This is a genomic window from Streptomyces sp. NPDC101132, from assembly GCF_044759225.1.
GTDB lineage: Bacteria > Actinomycetota > Actinomycetes > Streptomycetales > Streptomycetaceae > Streptomyces.
This window is the reverse complement of the sequence record NZ_JBIVYX010000007.1, coordinates 248,126-264,113: the sequence shown is the minus strand read 5'-3', so window position 1 is coordinate 264,113 and position 15,988 is coordinate 248,126. Positions and strand designations below refer to the sequence as shown.

Sequence of the window (15,988 nt, the reverse complement as noted above, 5' to 3'; positions counted from 1 at the left end):
CGGACGGTCGCTCCGGCACTCCCGTGATTCCGGGCCCGAAGCCGCTTGACCGGGGAATCGGGTGAGCGTTACAAAAGGGATAAAGGGCATATAAAGCTTCAGCGGGAGGCGGCCCGACATGACCACCCATCCGAGCATTGAGCAACACCCCGACCTCGCCGAGATGCGCTCTCGGTTCGAGCGGGCGACCACCACCCCCCGGGCCCAGGCCATCGAGACGCTGGCGCTGCTCACGGGTGTCTACCTGGCGGCCTCGCCGTGGATCGCCGGGTTCAACGACCTCACCGCACTCGCGGTGAACAACCTGATCTGCGGTGTGGCCTACTGTCTGATCATGGGCGGCTTCGGCAACGCGTACGAGCGCACCCATTCCATGGCCTGGGCGGCCGTCGCCATCGGCGCCTGGACCGTTCTCGCGCCGTGGGTCATCGTGGGTGAGATGGACACCACCCGCAGCATCGTCAGCAACTGCATCACCGGTGGCGTCGCGCTGCTGCTGGGGCTGGCCATGGCCGGTGCGGCCATGACCGGTGGCGGCTCGCGGCTGGGTTCCCGTCGTCGGGGCGGCGCGGGACCGAACATGGATCCGATGGTCTGACCTTCGGCGCCGACCCCCGCCGCACCGCCGGACGGCTCCGGTGGCCCGGCGGACGCGGAGGTGGCCCGCACAGCACCGGCTCCCCCGCCCGACAGGGCGGGGGAGCCGGTGGCGTTTGCGGGGGCGCCGGTGAAGTAACCGGGCGAGCCGGTGAAGTACCCGGCGGCGGCGGGGCGGGAGCCGGGGTGGGGGTGAGCACGGGGGTGGTGGCGCGTCCGGGGCGCCGCCCGGTCTAGCGGGGCATGGGGAGCCAGCCGCGCTGTACGGCGCGCACGCCGGCCTCGAAGCGGCTGCGGGCGCCCAGGCGTTCCATCAGGTCGGTGGCCAGCCGGCGGGCGGTGCGGGGGGAGACGCCGAGCCGCTTCGCGATCGCGTCGTCGGTGTGCCCGTCGGCGAGGAACCGCAACACCGCGTCGAGCTGCGGGGAGAGCTCCTCCTCGTCGGCCGGGGCGGCCCGGTGCGCGCCGCCGAGCGGCTCGGCCGACTCCCACAGGCCGTCGAAGAGCGCGGTCAGGGCGCTGAGCGTGCCCTGTCCGGTCAGCACGACGGCGCCGGCGCCGGTGTCGTCACTGCTGACCGGGATCACCGCCGTCGCCCGGTCCACGATGATCATCCGGGTGGGCAGGGTGGTGAGGGTGCGGACCTCGCCGCCGCGCTCGGCGAGCCAGTCGGTGTACTCGACCGTGGGCCGGTCGTTGCGCACGCTGGACTGGTAGATCGACCGCATCCGCACGCCGCGGGCCAGCAGTTCCTCGTCGAGCGGGCGGGAGGCGGCCAGGTTCTCGGGGGTCTGCGCGCCGCCGGGGGCCAGCGTCATGACCTCGTGGCGCACCTCGCGGGTGAGCCGGGACAGCCGTTCGCGGATCTCGTCGAGGCCCAGCAGGTGCTCGACGCCCGGGCTGGAGGTGGCGGGGCGCAGGTCGGCGTACTCGGCGATCAGCTGGGCGGCGGCGGCCCGGGACTGCTCCAGGCGCTGCTGGTGTGCGGCGATCTCGGCCTGCTGGCGGACCATGAGCAGCTCCATGCCCACGTCCGGTGAGACGGCCTTCAGGCTGCCGTCGCCGGTGTGCGAGGGGCGGACCAGGGCGAGCGCGCTGAGCTGGTCGAGGGCGGAGCGGACCGCGTCCTCGGTGATCCCGCAGTCCTGGGCCAGTGCGGCCACGCCCGCCTGTGGCAGCCGGAGCATCGCCCGGTAGACGAGCTCGGCGGTGGTGTCCAATCCCAATGTCGTGAGCATGACGGGTCCCCCTGTGTTGCGCGGTCCTGCGTGATCTTCGCAGAACCTGCACGGTGCGGTCGAAAAGCTGACGGTCCGAAAGATGGCCTCTTTAGGACAGGCCCGGAACCGGCCAGCCTGTCCCCTGGATCCCGGCATGCCGGATTTCACACCCTGGGTGCATGTATCTCGTACACGTCGCGCTGCGCCCGCCGCCCGGCGCGGCCCTCTCTCGCGAACTCCCCCTCCTGCTCCGGTCCTTGGCGCGTCCCGAGGAGCGCGTGGAGCACGTGGTGGCCCATCCCGACTCCCTCCCGTACCCCGTGCTCGGTTTCTTCCTGCTGTCCGGCTCCCTCGCGGAGGCCGAGCGCGCCGCGCACGCCGTCGGCCGCCGCGGCACCGAACTGCTCGCCGCCCTGCGCGGCTGGACCGTGCTGTGCGCGGAGGTGCCGCTCATCGCTCCCCTGATGGAGTTCGCGGCCGCTTCCGCCGAGGGCCGGGACGGTTCCGGTCAGGGCCGGATCCGTCCATCCCGAAGCCCTTCCGACCACCTCTGGGGATCCGAAAACTAGTGGTCAGCGGCCGGGGCAACCGGCCAGGGACCGGAAACGGACAGCGCCACCGCGGGGCGCTCGAAGACCGGGACCAGCCTCTCCCGACCACCTCCCACCGCATCTCCGAGGACTCCCCATGCTTCGCATCCACACCGTTCTGGCCGCCGCGGTCGCCGCCTCCGCCCTCGTCCTGACGGCCCCGGCCGCCGCCTCGGCGGTCACCGCCCCGACGAAGACGATGGGGTGGCAGTCCCCGACGGCCAAGACGGCTGCGAACACCATGGGTTGGCAGGCCCCCGCCGCCACGTCCGCCAAGAACACCATGGGCTGGCAGGCCCCGGCCGCCACGTCCGCCAAGAACACCATGGGCTGGCAGTAGTCCCCGAGCGCGCCGCCGCCGGCGGGGCGCGCTCCACCGGACAGCCCCACCCCATTCCCTGAGCCCGCTCAGGTCCTGAACATCACCCCCCTTCCTCCCAGTTCACAGTGAGGTAACTCCCCCATGCCTTCCGGCCTGAACGAGTCCGACATACCCGACTCGTCCGAGAGAAGAGCGCTGCCCAACAACCGGCGCAGGCTCATGTGGCAAGCCGCCGCGATCGCCGTCCTGATGATCAGCGACACCGGCATCGCCCTCGCCACCACCGCCCAGTCCGCCCCCCGCACGGCCCCGGCGGCCCCCACGGTGAAGAAGCCCAAGGGGCCGGCCGAGGCCCCCAACGCGGCCTCCGCCCGCCTGATGGCCAAGGTGCAGAAGCGCCGGATCGAGATCCTCTCCGAGCGCACCGACTCCACCACCACCTTCGCCAACCCCGACGGCACCACCACCGTCGAGACCTTCACCGGTGCCATCCGCGCCAAGGACGAGCACGGCAACTGGGCCCCGATCGACATGACCCTCGTCACCGAGGACGGCGTCGTGCAGCCCAAGCAGGCCGCCGCCGACGTCGAACTCTCCGACGGCGGCACCGGCGAACCCCTCGCCTCCGTGGACAAGGGCAAGCACTCCCTCGGCGTCTCCTGGCTCGGCAAGCTCCCCAAGCCGAAGCTCGACGGCCCCACCGCCACCTACCCCGACGCCGTCCCCGGCGGTGACCTCGTCGTCACGGCCCTCAAGGAGGGCTTCACCCACAACGTCGTGCTCCGCGAGCGCCCCAAGGGCCCGGTCGAGTACCGCCTGCCCGTCGAGGCCGAGGGCCTGACCCTCAAGGAGACCGCCGACAAGCGGCTGCGCTGGGACGACGCCAAGAACAAGGCCAAGGCCACCGCGCCCGCCCCCGTCATGTGGGGCGCCACGATGGACAAGGCCTCCGGCGAGCCCGAGAAGATCGCCGCGGTCGACGTGGAGATCGAGAAGGGCAAGGACGGCGGACAGGTCCTCGTCCTCAAGCCGAGCGCCGCGTTCCTCAACGACCCGGGCCTCAAGTACCCGGTGACGATCGACCCCACCGACTCCCTGATGGGCGCGGTCACCGACACCTGGATCCAGTACGACGACTACCTGACCTCGCAGCGCGGCTCCACCGAGCTGAAGGCCGGCACGTACGACGGCAACGAGAAGGCCCGCTCGTTCCTCCAGTTCAACGTGGACAAGTACAAGGGCAAGCAGATCCTCGACGCCAAGCTGCGCATGTACTCGTACTACGCGTCGACCTGCAACACCGCCAACGCCGGCATCCAGGTGCGCCGCGTCACCGCCGCCTGGGACCCCTCGGCCATCACCTGGGCCAACCAGCCGGCGACCACCACCGACTCCGCCGCCCTCAACAAGGACGCCAAGGGCTACAACACCTCCTGCCCCGGCGGCCAGTCCACCTGGGAGATCGACGGCATCGCCGCCGACTGGGCGGCCGGCCAGCCCAACTACGGCCTCCGCGTGGCCTCCGCCAACGAGGCGGACCCGCTGACCTGGCGTCGCTACCGCAGCGCCAACTACGTCGACGGCTCGCACAACGCCACGTACGAGCCCTCCCTCACGGTCAGCTACAACACCAAGCCGGGCGCCGCCGTGCCGGTCTCCCCGCTCACCGGTGCCTCGACCAACGACACCACCCCCACGCTGACCGGCAAGGCCACCGACGCCGACGGCAACACCGTCCAGCTCTCCTACGAGATCTGGGCCGCCAACGGCACCGCCGCCCTCCAGACCGGCAAGTCCGCCTACACGGCCTCGGGCTCCAACGCCCCCTGGACGCCCACCACCGCGCTCGCCCCCGGCAGCTACAAGTGGCGCGCCGCGGTCTACGACGGCAACACGTGGAACGGCACCTGGTCCGCCTTCCAGACCTTCACGGTCGACACCACCAAGCCGGCCACCACGGCCGTCTCCTCCACGGCCTTCCCGGCCGGCCAGTGGTCCGGCACCGCCAACTCCAACGGCGACTTCACCGGCAACTTCACCTTCACCCCGCCCACCAGCGACGTGAAGGACATCCAGTACAAGCTCGACGCGGGCACCTGGACCACCGCCGCCACCACCGGCGCCGCGGTCACCAAGCCCCTCACCTTCCGGGCCGGCAAGCACACCCTGACCGTGCACACCCGGGACGCCGCGGGCAACGCCTCCGCCGACGTCACGTACACCTTCTACGCCGGCACCGGCGCCGCCCTCCTGGCCCCGGCCGAGGGCGACCGCCCCGCCAGCCGCACCGCCCTGATCGCCCAGGCCAAGCCCGGCGACACCGGCGTGCGCTACCAGTACCGGCGCGGCGAGACCGACACCTGGAAGGACGTCCCGCTCGCCGACGTACGGGTCGCCGCCACCGGCGCGACCCCGGCCGCCTGGCCCGTCGCCATCACCGGCGGCGTCGTTCCGGAGCTGAGCTGGAACATCACCCAGACGCTCACCGCCGACGGACCGGCCGACGTCCGCGCCGTCGTCACCGACGGCACCTCCACCGAGTACTCGCCGGCCAACACCGTCACCGTCGACCGCGCCGCGGGCGCCGCCCCCGACCTCCCCGTCGGACCAGGCAGCGTCAACGCCCTCACCGGTGACTTCACGCTCGGCTCCACCGACACCACCGTCTTCGGCATGTCGGTCACCCGCAGCGCCTCCTCGCGCCGCCCCGGCCAGGGCGCCGCCCAGTCCGGCCAGGCCGCGATCTTCGGCCCCGAATGGGCCTCCGGCCTGGAACTCGCCACCACCGGCAGCAACTGGGCCACGGTCCGCGAGCCCGGCACCGGCCTGGCCACCGTCACCGACGCCGACGGCAAGCAGACCGGCTTCACCGCCACCACCGGCGGCGGCTGGAAGCCCGAGCCCGGCGCCGAGGGCCTCACCCTCACCAAGGCCGCCGACGGCACGTACACGCTGAAGGACACCAACGGCGTCACCAGCACCTTCACCAAGCCCGCGGGCACCGACACCTGGACGCTGTCCGGCACCGCCCGCCCCGCGGACGACCCGGCCAACCCCAGCACCGTGCTGATCTCCACGGTCGTCACCGAGAACGGCAAGCAGGTCGCCAGGCCCAAGTACCTGGTCTCCCGCACCAGCGCCGCCTCGATCGACCTGTGCAAGGCCACCCCGGCCACCAAGGGCTGCCGCGTCCTGGAGTACGTGTACGCCGCCACCACCACCGCCACCGACACGCAGTTCGGCGACTACGCCGGCCGCGTCACCGGCATCCGGCTGTGGGCCACCAACCCGGGCGCCGCGGCCGCCACGGCCACCGACGCGGTCGCCTACGCCTACGACAACGCCGGCCGGCTCCGCCAGATGTGGGACCCGCGGGTCTCCCCGGCGCTCAAGACGCAGTACGACTACGACAGCGCGGGCCGCGTCAGCAAGCTCACCCCCATCGGCGAACTCGCGTGGACCTTCTCCTACGCCAAGGCCGGCACCTCGCCGGTCGCCGGCGAGGGCATGCTGACCAAGGCCTCCCGCCCCGCCCTCAAGCAGGGCTCGGCCACCGAGACCGACGGCACGGCCGCCACCTCCGTGGTCTACGAGGTCCCGCTCACCGGCACCAAGGCCCCGTACGGCATGGGCGCCTCCCAGGTCGCGGCCTGGGGCCAGAGCGACGTCCCCACGGACGCCACCGCGCTCTTCCCCGCCGACCAGGTCCCCGCCGGCACCACCGGCGACCAGCTGACGGCCGCCGACTACAAGCGCGCCGCCATCACCTACACCAACGCCTCGGGCCGCCAGGTCAACACCGCGGCACCCGGCGGGCACATCTCCACCACCGAGTACGACACCTTCGGCAACCAGGTCCGCGAACTCACCGCGGCCAACCGCGAGCTGGCCCTGGGCACCGCCGCCGGCGCCACCCAGACGCTCGACGCGCTGAACATCTCGGAACTCGGCACCGCGGAGCGCGCCGACCTGCTCTCCTCCACCAGCTCCTACAGCGCCGACGGAGTCAGCGAGACCGACGCCTACGGCCCGCTGAAGCTGACCGGCCTCGCCGCCGGCCTCCCGGCCACCAACGGCCTCCCGGCCGTCGCCGCCGGCAGCGAGGTCCCCGGCCGCGAGCACACCCGCACCACCTTCGACGAGGGCCGCCCCACCGACGGCAGCGCCAAGGTCAGCCACCAGGAGACCAGGAAGACGGTCGGCGTCCAGGTCACCGGCTACGCCGAGGCCGAGACCCGTACCATCAGCACCGCCTACGACTGGGCCAAGGGCCTGCCCACCGCCAAGACGGAGGACCCGGGCGCCCTCGCGGTGACCCGCACCACCAAGTACGACACCGCGGGCCGCCCGATCCTGGCGACCATCCCCGCCTCCAGCGGCACGGACGCCTCGGCGACCGTCACCACCTACTGGTCCGCGGGCGGCACCGGCGACTGCTCCGGCCGGCCGGAATGGGCCGACCTGGTCTGCAAGACCGCCCCCGCAGCCAAGATCACCGGCGGCAACGGCAACCCCGACGAGGTGCCCACCACCACCTTCGAGTACGACCGCCACGGCCAGCAGACCAAGGTCACCGAGACCGCCAACGGCACCTCCAAGGTCACCACCAAGACCTACGACGCCGCCGGACGCCTCGTGAAGACCGGCGTCACCGGCCTCGGCACCGCCATCGCGGAGAGCACCACCACCTACGAGGCCGACAGCGGCCGGGTCGCCAGGACCGCCACCGCCGACGGCACGCTCACCACCGAGTACGACGCCCTGGGCCGCCTGGTGAAGTACACCGACGCCGACGGCGCCACCACCTCCACCGAGTACGACGCGCTCAACCGGGTCGTCAAGACGGCCAGCTCCGCCCCGTACACGATCACCTACGAGTACGACGCGAACGCCGAGCCCCGCGGCCTGGCCACCAAGGTGACCGACTCCGCCGCCGGTGTCTTCACCAGCCAGTACGACGGTGACGGCAAGACCGTCCAGCAGACCCTGCCCGGCGGGGTCACCATGCGCCAGACCAACGCGCCCAACGGCGAGACGGTCGCCCGCTCCTACACCCTCGACGGCCAGAGCGAGCCCTTCTTCGCCAGCGCCGGCAGCACCTCGGTCCACGGCCAGCTGCTCGACCGCTCGGGCCTGACCGTCGCCAGCAACACGTACGACGCAGCCGGCCGCCTGGTGAAGACCACCAACGAGGCGCAGGACGGCTCCGGCACCTGCAGCGTGTACGCGTACACCTACAACGCCAACGGCAGCCGCAAGAGCGAGGCCTCGGCCGCCGGCACCACCGAGGCGGGCTGCCCGACCTCGGCCGGCACCGCCACCGAGCACACGTACGACTCCGCCGGCCGGATCGTCGACGCGGGCTACCAGTACGACGGCCGCGGCCGCCTGACCGCCAGCCCGGACGGACTGACCTCGGACTACTTCGCCAACGACCTGCTCCAGCGGCAGACCGCCGGCGACCGCCGCCAGACCTGGACCCTCGACCCGGCGGGCCGCAAGCGCGGCGCCGTCATCGAGACCGGCAACGCCGGCACCTGGACCGTCGCCGAGACCCAGAAGTTCCACTACGACGACGCCGACCAGCTCGTCTGGACCCAGGGCGCGAACGGCATCACCCGCACCCTGATCACCGAGGTCGACGACCTCAACGGCATCGCCGCGATCGACTCCGACGGCTCGGTCACCATCGAGCTCAACGAGGCCACCGACGAGGGCCAGATCCAGTACAGCCCCGGCACCGGCGCCTTCTTCGTCCAGGACAACGCGGGCGGCCTCGCCTCCGGCGGCGCCCTGGCGGGCCAGATCAGCGGCCAGGACGTCACCGGCGCGGCCAGCCTCCTGGGCCAGTGCCCCGGCTGCAAGGTCACCCCGCTGGCCTCCACGATGAGCGTCACGGCCTACGGCTCCCCGACCGGCACCGCCCGGTCCGCCACGGACTACTGGCTCTTCGAGCGCGGCCTCTGGGCCTTCCGGGACGAGAAGCGCCGCTCCGGCCACCGCCGGGACCTGGTCTGGTCCGACGACGGCTGCTCGGCCCCCTGGTACGGCTACATCATCATCGGGGCCCCGCTGGCCTACTACTCCAGCCAGTTCTACTGGCCCTGCGCCCGGCACGACTTCGGCTACCGCAACTACCGCAAGCAGAACCGCCGGACCCGGGCCAACAAGGACCGGATCGACTCCCGCTTCAAGTACGACATGAAGAAGCGGATCTGCGAGCCGAAGCTCATCGAGACGGTCTGCAACGGCGCCGCCAACGGCTTCTACTGGGCGGTCTCGAAGCACGGTGACTCCAGCTTCTTCAAGCCCTGGTAGTCACCCGGGACGGCTGAACCGGCCGAACGGACAGCCGCACAACTGAACAACGGCCTTCGAGGGGGCCGGAGGAAGCGACCGACAGGTCCGCTCCCTCCGGCCCCCTCCGCCGCTTCACGGCAGTTCGAGGGCCACCGCCGCGCAGTGCCCGGCCGGCACCTCCACATCGCTCAGCGACCAGCCGGGCGGGTGCGACGGCACCGGGCCCGAACCCACGTAGTCCGCGGCCGGGTTCTCCGACAGCCCGATGCCCAGGCCCTTCAGGTACGCCTCCTTGCGCGTCCACACCCGGGTGAAGGCCAGGGCCCGCTCCCCGGGGTCCAGCAGCGCCAGCTCCGCGGCCTCGCGCGGGTGCAGCACGTCGGCCGTCTCGGCCACCGTGGCCGGCGGCGGCACCGCCTCCACGTCCACCCCCACCGGGGTGGCGGCGAAGGCCAGCAGGCTGAGCCCGGCGCAGTGCGAGAGGGAGAAGTGCAGCGTGTCACCCGGCAGCACCGGGCGGCCGTGCGGCTCCGCGCAGTGCGGGCACGGCGCACGCGACACGGACACCCCGCGCGGGGCCAGCCCGAGGTAGGCGCCGAGCAGCCGGCGCAGCGCGACGTGCGCGCAGACGTACGCGTCCCGGTCCTCGGCCCGCAGGAACCCGGCCGCGCGGGCCAGTTCCTGGGGGTCCAGGGTGGCCGGCGCCAGCCGCGCCGAGGACGCGCGGTGCACGGCGGTCTCGACCAGCCACACCTGCGGGGCCGCGCCGGCCCCGGGCACCGGGGGCGGGGCCACGTACAGGGCGGCGAGGGGGGTGGGGGAAAGGGGAGCCCGGGGCTCGGGAGGGGCGATCAGCTCGGGAGGGGCGATCACACGTGACATGGCAACCTCACACGGATGCGGGGGAGGGACTGACGAGTACGGCTCCGGAGGCGTCGGCGGCGGCAGCCGCCGGCGTGACCCCGGCGGGCGCCTGCCCGGCGGTGGCCTGCCCGGCGGGTGCCGCGGCGGCGGGCGCCTGCCCGGCGGACGCCTCCTCGGCCGGCTGCTCGGACGCGACCGGGTGGCGCAGGGCCAGCAGCGCGGCCACCGGCGAGACGAAGGCCACCGTCCCGCAGATCAGCCAGGTCGTCTGCACGCCCAGCACCAGCGCCAGACTGCTGAACACCGCGATCGACAGCGGGGCCGTGCCGATGCCGGCCAGCGACAGCGTGGACATCGCCGCGCCCATCCGGTCCTCCGGCGCCGCCTGCTGGTACACCGTCACCAGCGCCGGCCCGTTCAGCCCGGACAGCAGCCCCACCAGGGCCGCCACCACGGTCAGCGAGACGACCGACGGCATCAGCGCCATCACGAGGATGCCGACCGCCAGCCCGGCCCCGGACACCACCAGCCGTACGAACAGCGAGATCCGGTGCGCCAGCACCGCGCCCAGCGCGCTCGACCCCAGCGCGCCCACGCTGAACGCGGCCAGCACCACGCCCACCGCGCCGACGCCCCAGCCCCGCTCGTCCACCAGCAGCGGCAGCGCCACCTCGGCCGGCCAGCCGAAGGCCAGGTCCAGGCAGAACGACGCCACGAACATCCAGCGCAGCCGCGGGTTCCGGGCCAGCAGCCGGAAACCGTCGCCGGACCGCTTCACCATCGACACACCCGGCTCGGGGTCGGGCCGCCGGAAGCCGTGCGTGACGTACAGCAGGCAGCCCAGCCACACCAGGCCGGTGACCGCGGCCACCGCCAGCGCCACCCACAGCTCCCCGACCGTGATCAGCCAGGCACCCGCGGGCGCCCCGAGGACCGGTGCGATCCGCAGCACCATCGCGTACAGGGAGTTGGCGCGGGCCAGGTGCTCCGGCGCCGCGAGCTGCGGCATCAGCACCCCCGAGGCCGGCCCGGCCAGCCCCAGCAGCGCCCCCTCCACCAGGGCGACCAGGGCCAGCGGCCACAGCCGGTCCGTCGACGCGGTGATCACCGTGCCCGCGGCGAGCACCGCGACCCGCGCGGTGGTGGTGCGCAGCAGCACCCAGCGCGGCCCGAGGACGTCGGCCACGGCCCCGCCGAAGACCAGCATCAGCGCCCTGGGCACGGTGGCCGCCAGCATCAGCAGGGTGACGGCACCGGTGCCGCCGATCTGCACCGCCGTCCAGTTCATGGCGATCAGCAGGGCGAAACTGCCCAGCTGTACGGCGGCCTGACCGCCGACGAGCGAGCCCACCTTCCCCCAGTGGAGGGTGGCCGGGCGTGCGGAGCTGTCCATCGAGTACCTGCCTGCTTCTGTCATCGGGAGGGAGAGGGAAAGACCAGAGGAAGGGGTGGGCGGCGTCAGGGCGCGGCGGACCGCACCCGTGCCACGCCGGGGCCGCCGCGGAGGGCGGAGGTCACGGCCAGCGCGGCGGCCCGCCGCCGGGCCGCCGCAGAGGGGCGGCCCGTGGTGCGCAGCTCCAGCAGCCCGCCGAGGTACGGCCGCCCGTGCGCGGCCAGCACCCGTACGGCGGCCGCGCCGCACCCGGCGCCCGCCGGGGCGGGGCGGACCTCGACGCCCGGCAACGGCCCGAAGGTGAACCGCGCCAGCACCTGCCCGCGGCCCCCGGCCGGGGTCCGCGCGGCCTCGGCGCGGCCACCCGGCCGTACGGAGGCCGGCCCGCGGGAGCGCCCGGCGCCCGGGTGCCGCGGCAGCCCCGAAGCGACCCGCCCGGCCACGAGCGCCCCGGCCCGGCCGCGCGTGGTGGGGAGGCCCCGCCGGGTCACCGCGTGCTCCCCGTCGGGGCGGGAGCGGCGTGTCCCGCCGTGCCCTCCCCCTCCGGAGCGGCGGCACGGGACGGCACCGCCGGCGCGTCCGGCCACCACAGGTCCGCCGGGTCGAGGGCGTCCGTACGGTACTTGCCGAGCGCACCCGTCAGCAGGCGGATCTCCAGCGCGAGGGCCTCCGCCAGCCGGACCAGGCCCGCCTCCGGGTCCTCGTCCACGGCGATCAGCGCCGCCCGGCCCAGGCCCACCGCGCGGGCGCCCAGGGCCAGCGCCCGTACCGCGCGCCCGCCCTCCCACATCCGGCCCGAGGCCAGCAGACAGCCCGCCGGCCGGCCGATCCGGTGCAGGCACTCCGCGAGGCTCAGCCCCACCTGGTCCAGGAAGACCCGGGGCGCCCAGCCGGTACCGCCCTCCGCGCCGTCCACCGTCACCGCGTCCGCGCCGGCCGCCCAGGCCGTCGCCGCGGCCTCCGCCACGTCCCGGCCCGGGTGGAACTTCACCCACGTCCTGGCCTTGGGGAAGTTGTTCCGCATGAACCGCAGCTGCTGGCGCACGATCTCCTGTGTGAAGGTCCCGGCCGTGGCGCAGCGCAGCCGGTGCTCCGAGTCCTCCCCGAAGACCTCCCGCACGTCGAACCGCCCGGCCAGCCGCTCCGCCTCGGCCGCCCCGACCACGGTCATCCCGCCGAGCCCGGGCTTCGCGCCCTGCCCGGTCTTCAGCTCGAACGCCAGCCGCCCGGATTCCAGCAGCGGCCGGGTCCCCGGGTCGCTGTAGACGAGGTTCCACACCTCCGAGTCGGCGTCCTCCGTGGACTGCTGCACCACCACGCCGCCCACCCCGTCGGGGAGTTCCTCCGCGTACGCCGCGATCCGCGCCAGCAGCGCCGAGCGGACGGCCCCGTCCCCGCGCCAGTAGCCGTGCACCGGCACCATGTTCTCGCCGATCACCATCGGGACGCCCAGCCGCGCCGCCTGGCGGGAGGCGGCCACCCCGAGGTCGCCGCTGCCGGCCCGGGTCGACCCGAACGCCGAGAGGTACAGGGGCAGCTCGGCGGCGAACCCGCCGATGCCGGTGCGCAGGTCCACGTCCTCGTACCCCGGCTCGCGGCCCAGCTCGATCAGCTTCTCCAGGCGCAGCGGCATGAACACCGGCGGCGCCAGCCGCGCCCGGTCCAGCTCGTCGTGCGCGTGCGTCCCGCGCGCCCCGAACAGCTCCCCGCCGTACGAACCAGCCGCGGGGAACACCTCCGCCGTGCCGTTCCGGGCCCGCGCGCGCACCTCGTGCTCGGGGAACCCGGCCGCCCGCAGCCCGCTCACGGCGCCACCACCCCGGGGAGCTTCGGGTACGCGCTGACCTGCCAGAGGGCGTCGAGCCCGGTCAGGAAGCGGACCAGCCGCTGCACGCCCATGCCGAAGCCGGCACTGGCGGGGATGCCCTCGCGGGCCAGGTCGAGGTACCAGGCGTACTTCGCCGGGTTCTCCCCGCTCTCCCGCATCCGGGTCACGATCGTCGCGTAGTCCGCCTCGCGCTCGCTGCCGCTGACCAGCTCGCCGTAGCCGCCGTGCGCGATCAGGTCGAAGTTCCGCAGGACACCCGGGCGTTCGGGGTCCTCGCGGTCGTAGAAGCCGCGCGAGCCCTTGGGGTAGTCCTCGATGAAGAACGGCCGGTCCGCCTCCAGGGACAGCAGCCGCTCACCCGCCCAGTCGATCTCCGCGTCCGGGCTCTGCGCGTGCCCCCGGCCGGTCAGCCGCGCCACCGCCTCCTCGTGCGTGCAGGTGTCGAACTTGCCGGCCAGCAGTTCCGCGAAGTCCAGCTCGTCGCGGCCGAGTTCGCGCAGCACCTCGGGTACGGCCGCCCAGACGTGCCGCACCACGTGCGTCAGCAGTCCGGCCGCGACCTCCTGGGCGTCGCGGCGGCTGCCGCCCGCCAGCTCCACGTCGATCTGGTGGAACTCGACCAGGTGCCGGCCGGTCCCCGCGGTCTCCGGCGGCTCCACCCGCACGTTCGGCGCGATGTAGAACAGCTTCGGGAAGCCGCGCAGCGAGGCCTGCTTGTACAGGATCGCGCTGGTCATCAGCTTGTACGGGTGCCCGTAGTAGTCCACGTCCAGCGCCTTGGCGCCGCGTCCGCCCGGGTCCGTGACCGGGCCCACCAGCGGCGGCAGCAGCTCCGTGAAGCCCTCGCCGCGCAGGAACGCACGGGCCGCGAACAGCGCCTCCTGCTGGACGAGCATCGCCGCCCGCAGCCGCGGCGAGCGCAGGTGGGCGCCCAGCGGCAGCGGCCCCGCGGCCTGCTCCTCGGGCTGCTCCGCGGCCCGGCCCCCGGTCCGGCTCGCCGGCTGGTCCTCGTACGACTCCTGCATGGTCAACTCCTTGGATCCGTCGGTGAAGTGGTCTCTCGGTCGAAGCGGGCGGCGACGCCGTGCACCGCCGCGAGCAGCCGGTCCGCCGTCATCGCGGTGCGTCCGCCGGTCACCGCCGACGGCGCGACCGGCATCGCCCCGGCCGCCGACCAGCGCAGCCGCCCGTCCCGGTCCACGAAGCTGCGGGACCGGCCCGCGTTGTCCGGGTGCAGGCAGTACGGGACGTCGAGGTGGCCCCGGGCGAACGCGGTGCGCAGGGCCCGGCCCGGGTCGGGGGAGAGGGAGAGCACCGCCTCCACGAGCGTCCGCGCCTCCGCGTACACCTCGCTGTCGGTGAACTCGTCGCCCTCCGGGGGCCGTTCGGTGAGGGCCGCGGTGGCCGCCGCCGTCTCCAGGGCGCGTACGTTCTCCGCGACGGTCGGGATGCGGTGCGCCTCCGCGGCCGTCTTGACGATCAGCCGGGCGGCGCCCGCCCGGACCGCCAGCCGCGCCGAGGCCTCCAGCAGCCGGACCGCCCCGTGCGGGGTGCGCGGGTAGACGCCCATGTACGTGTAGAGCACGACGTGCCGGTCCACCTCGGGCGGCAGGAACTCGGCCGCGAGCCGGCGCAGCGCCCGTACCGCCTCCGCGTCCTGGCCCGGGTCGGTCTGCTGCGCGTAGCTCAGCGAGACGCTGCGGATGCCGTGCCGGACGAAGAACAGCCCCTCCAGCAGGCTGAGGGCGACCAGCAGGCCGGGCGGGCAGAGCTGCCCCAGCATGCAGCCGCCGAAACTCTCCAGGTGCGGCACCCGCGGGGCGGGCGCCAGGGCCGCCAGCAGCTCGCAGCCGCGCGCCCAGTTGTCCACCGACTCCCCGAGCGGGGTGCGGCCGTAGGGCAGGCAGTACGAGACCGGGCCGCCCTCGGTGGCGTCCAGGCCGGCCGCGGCCAGCGCCCGGATGATCGCCTCGGGGCGGGACGAGCCGTGCCGGACCTGAACCGGGAACGACGCGTCCAGCACCCCGTCGAGCAGGGCCCGGGTCTCGTGCCCGGGGTGGGTGGCGATGGGGTAGCCGTTGAGGGGCACCCCCTCCGCCAGGCAGGCCCGGGCCGCCGCCTGGTCGCCCACCCGGGTGTAGCTGTCGATGGTCAGGGTGCCGACCGAGGTGGCTGCGGCCCCCCGGGTGGCGGCCAGGCCGGCCCGCATCAGGCCGGGGTCGGAGAATCCCATCCGCGGCTGCACCACCAGCCGCCCCCCGGCCGCCGCCGCGGCCACGAACCCCCCGAAGGACGGGGCCTCCAGGGCCCCGGCCCCGGCGGCCGGGGCCGCGGCCGGCGCGGCGAGGGTCCCGGCGGTCATGCCGGGACCCGGGCGGGGGAGAGGTCCTCCGCCAGTGCGCCGACGTAGGAGCGCAGCGCCGCCACGTCCCCGTCGTCGAAGACCCGGTCGACGCCGGCGGCGGTGAGCCGCGCCGCGGCGGCCGGGTCCCTGACCCCGGCGACCCCCAGCTTCCCGCCGATCACCACGGGCAGGGCCGCCAGTGCCGGCTCGCGGCGCACCCGGGACACGGCGGTCAGCCCGTCCCGGTAGCCGTGGCCGTTGACGCTGCTGATGACCAGCAGGTCCGGGGCGTGCTCGTGGCAGGCCGCGGCCAGCAGGTCGCCCGTGACACAGGGGCCGAGGTTGACGACCCGGTGTCCCAGCTCCTCCAGGAAGAGCTGCAGGTAGACCAGGTTCCATGTGTGGGAATCCGATGCCGTGCCGCTCAGCAGAATCTTCAAAGTCCCTCGTCGCATGATGGAATTATCGGCGGCAAGCCGGAATGGAAGGGGAAGTTGGAGCGGCAGGAAGAGGGAAGTCCCGGTCTGCCG

The 15,988-nt window shown here is 74.0% G+C and carries 12 protein-coding genes; 4 read left to right on the top strand and 8 right to left on the bottom strand.

From position 1 onward, the window contains the following. Positions 1-118: 118 nt before the first annotated feature. A complete protein-coding gene (locus ACIQUR_RS18445) occupies positions 119-598 on the top strand; it encodes an SPW repeat protein (RefSeq protein WP_403665249.1) in 480 nt (159 codons plus the stop codon). A 232-nt stretch (positions 599-830) separates the two neighbouring features. On the opposite strand, the gene ACIQUR_RS18440 is transcribed toward ACIQUR_RS18445, so the two are convergent. Then, positions 831-1,835: a helix-turn-helix domain-containing protein gene (locus tag ACIQUR_RS18440; RefSeq protein WP_403665247.1), complete on the bottom strand. Its 1,005-nt coding sequence runs from the start codon at positions 1,833-1,835 to the stop codon at positions 831-833. A gap of 161 nt (positions 1,836-1,996) precedes the next feature. On the opposite strand from ACIQUR_RS18440, the gene ACIQUR_RS18435 reads away from it, so the two are divergent. From ACIQUR_RS18435 to ACIQUR_RS18425, 3 genes are all read left to right on the top strand, one after another. Further along, on the top strand, positions 1,997-2,386 hold the full coding sequence (locus ACIQUR_RS18435; RefSeq protein ID WP_403665245.1) for a hypothetical protein: 390 nt from the start codon (positions 1,997-1,999) through the stop codon (positions 2,384-2,386). A gap of 118 nt (positions 2,387-2,504) precedes the next feature. Beyond that, on the top strand, positions 2,505-2,747 hold the full coding sequence (locus ACIQUR_RS18430; RefSeq protein ID WP_403665243.1) for a hypothetical protein: 243 nt from the start codon (positions 2,505-2,507) through the stop codon (positions 2,745-2,747). Between the two features lie 123 nt (positions 2,748-2,870). Further along, entirely contained in the window at positions 2,871-9,047 is a 6,177-nt protein-coding gene (locus ACIQUR_RS18425; protein ID WP_403665241.1) for a phospholipase A2, read from the top strand. Between the two features lie 114 nt (positions 9,048-9,161). Here the strand turns inward: ACIQUR_RS18425 and ACIQUR_RS18420 are convergent, their stop codons facing one another. The 7 genes from ACIQUR_RS18420 to ACIQUR_RS18390 all read right to left on the bottom strand — a co-directional run bounded on the left by ACIQUR_RS18420 (position 9,162) and on the right by ACIQUR_RS18390 (position 15,913). Further along, entirely contained in the window at positions 9,162-9,911 is a 750-nt protein-coding gene (locus ACIQUR_RS18420; protein WP_403665239.1) for a 4'-phosphopantetheinyl transferase family protein, read from the bottom strand. Between the two features lie 7 nt (positions 9,912-9,918). Then, the gene (locus ACIQUR_RS18415; RefSeq protein WP_403665237.1) at positions 9,919-11,286 is read right to left on the bottom strand and encodes an MFS transporter; all 1,368 of its coding nucleotides are present in this window, start codon (positions 11,284-11,286) and stop codon (positions 9,919-9,921) included. A gap of 65 nt (positions 11,287-11,351) precedes the next feature. Then, entirely contained in the window at positions 11,352-11,777 is a 426-nt protein-coding gene (locus tag ACIQUR_RS18410) for a hypothetical protein (RefSeq protein WP_403665235.1), read from the bottom strand. Continuing rightward, entirely contained in the window at positions 11,774-13,093 is a 1,320-nt protein-coding gene (locus ACIQUR_RS18405; RefSeq protein ID WP_403665233.1) for a glutamate synthase-related protein, read from the bottom strand. The genes ACIQUR_RS18410 and ACIQUR_RS18405 overlap by 4 nt, the downstream gene beginning before the upstream one ends. Then, positions 13,090-14,010 (bottom strand): asparagine synthetase A, encoded by a 921-nt coding sequence (locus tag ACIQUR_RS18400; protein WP_403665558.1) that lies wholly within the window; start codon positions 14,008-14,010, stop codon positions 13,090-13,092. The genes ACIQUR_RS18405 and ACIQUR_RS18400 overlap by 4 nt, the downstream gene beginning before the upstream one ends. Before the next feature lie 131 nt (positions 14,011-14,141). Then, positions 14,142-15,476 (bottom strand): methylaspartate mutase, encoded by a 1,335-nt coding sequence (locus ACIQUR_RS18395; RefSeq protein WP_403665231.1) that lies wholly within the window; start codon positions 15,474-15,476, stop codon positions 14,142-14,144. After that, positions 15,473-15,913: a cobalamin B12-binding domain-containing protein gene (locus tag ACIQUR_RS18390; protein WP_403665229.1), complete on the bottom strand. Its 441-nt coding sequence runs from the start codon at positions 15,911-15,913 to the stop codon at positions 15,473-15,475. The genes ACIQUR_RS18395 and ACIQUR_RS18390 overlap by 4 nt, the downstream gene beginning before the upstream one ends. Positions 15,914-15,988 lie beyond the last annotated feature (75 nt).

What these genes read in the sequence shown, in the direction of transcription:
- ACIQUR_RS18445 (WP_403665249.1), top strand. Translation starts at nt 119, where the DNA reads ATGACCACCCATCCGAGCATTGAGCAACACCCCGACCTCGCCGAGATG.
- ACIQUR_RS18435 (WP_403665245.1), top strand. Translation starts at nt 1,997, where the DNA reads ATGTATCTCGTACACGTCGCGCTGCGCCCGCCGCCCGGCGCGGCCCTC.
- ACIQUR_RS18430 (WP_403665243.1), top strand. Translation starts at nt 2,505, where the DNA reads ATGCTTCGCATCCACACCGTTCTGGCCGCCGCGGTCGCCGCCTCCGCC.
- ACIQUR_RS18420 (WP_403665239.1), bottom strand. Translation starts at nt 9,911, where the DNA reads ATGTCACGTGTGATCGCCCCTCCCGAGCTGATCGCCCCTCCCGAGCCC.
- ACIQUR_RS18425 (WP_403665241.1), top strand. Translation starts at nt 2,871, where the DNA reads ATGCCTTCCGGCCTGAACGAGTCCGACATACCCGACTCGTCCGAGAGA.
- ACIQUR_RS18400 (WP_403665558.1), bottom strand. Translation starts at nt 14,010, where the DNA reads ATGCTCGTCCAGCAGGAGGCGCTGTTCGCGGCCCGTGCGTTCCTGCGC.
- ACIQUR_RS18395 (WP_403665231.1), bottom strand. Translation starts at nt 15,476, where the DNA reads ATGACCGCCGGGACCCTCGCCGCGCCGGCCGCGGCCCCGGCCGCCGGG.
- ACIQUR_RS18415 (WP_403665237.1), bottom strand. Translation starts at nt 11,286, where the DNA reads ATGGACAGCTCCGCACGCCCGGCCACCCTCCACTGGGGGAAGGTGGGC.
- ACIQUR_RS18390 (WP_403665229.1), bottom strand. Translation starts at nt 15,913, where the DNA reads ATGCGACGAGGGACTTTGAAGATTCTGCTGAGCGGCACGGCATCGGAT.
- ACIQUR_RS18440 (WP_403665247.1), bottom strand. Translation starts at nt 1,835, where the DNA reads ATGCTCACGACATTGGGATTGGACACCACCGCCGAGCTCGTCTACCGG.